Origin of the sequence: Rhodococcus sp. NCIMB 12038 (assembly GCF_002165735.1) — a bacterium.
In the GTDB taxonomy this organism is placed as follows: domain Bacteria; phylum Actinomycetota; class Actinomycetes; order Mycobacteriales; family Mycobacteriaceae; genus Rhodococcus_F.
In genome coordinates, this window is sequence record NZ_NHML01000091.1 from 1 (window position 1) to 885 (window position 885).

General features: G+C 65.8%; 1 protein-coding gene and 1 pseudogene. Both read left to right on the plus strand.

Annotated elements, in window-relative coordinates; all coding sequences use genetic code 11:
• Positions 1-124: 124 nt before the first annotated feature.
• Positions 125-292 carry a hypothetical protein gene (locus tag CA951_RS42080; protein WP_256974318.1) on the plus strand — a complete coding sequence of 56 codons (168 nt, stop codon included), beginning with the start codon at positions 125-127 and terminating at the stop codon, positions 290-292.
• Positions 293-294: 2 nt separating this feature from the next.
• Positions 295-885, plus strand: a pseudogene (locus tag CA951_RS42085) (hypothetical protein); the annotation flags it as partial.

The window sequence follows — 885 nt, forward strand, 5'->3', positions numbered from 1 at the left end:
GGTGGGGAACGGACGTGCAGTGTGATCGCAGGATGAAGTTCTCAGCACAGGAGGAGATTCCGACGCGATGGCACCGACCGTGGGGGCGCTAGCGAAGCTGGAACCGCGGAGGGGTCCGACCAAAGTGCAACTCAATACTCGGGTTCTGGCCTCGACGGAGGCGCGGCTGAACTGGCTGGTGAAGAACCGCAACGTCTCGGTCACCAGCGTGGTTGACGTGGCCCTGCAGGAGTTGTTCGACCGCCACCACGTACCGCCGGCGGACATCGAGGGCCGGATCGTGGAGCAGTAGACGTGACCCGTCCGTGGGAGCAGATTGCACTGTTCGACCTGCACGAACCAGCACCTCCCGCACCCGCCCCGGAGCCTGGCGACGATGCCACCGAGATCGCACCGGAGGAAACAGCTCCAGCGGAAACAGCTTCGGCGGAACCGACGACAACCGCCGCTGCCGCAAATCTGCTGAATGCATCGGCGACCGAGCCGGCGGCAACACCACCCGCACCGGCATGGGAGGCATTGCCCGCCGGAGAAGAAGCCGATGGCCATGCGTTGATCGTGACCTCCGACGGGACGTACACACCCTCCGGGCGGGAGTTGACCGGCCCGGTCGACTCCGTCGAGAAGTTGGATAAACTGATCCGCTGGGCCGCGCTGACACCATTGGGAGCCCCCGCACAGATCTGGGTCGTCGGAGTGGCCGCATGCGAGCTTCTCGGGTGGGTCATCGATCCGGGCAGCGAAGACGATGTCGACGACATGGAAGCCCTTCGCAACCGTGCCGCAACAGAACTGACTGCCGTCCTGCACGCCGCCCTCACCCCACTGCTGAATGCGGGCTGGGAGTTGCGCGGCGACCCCGGGCACGTGGTGCACCTGTCCCGC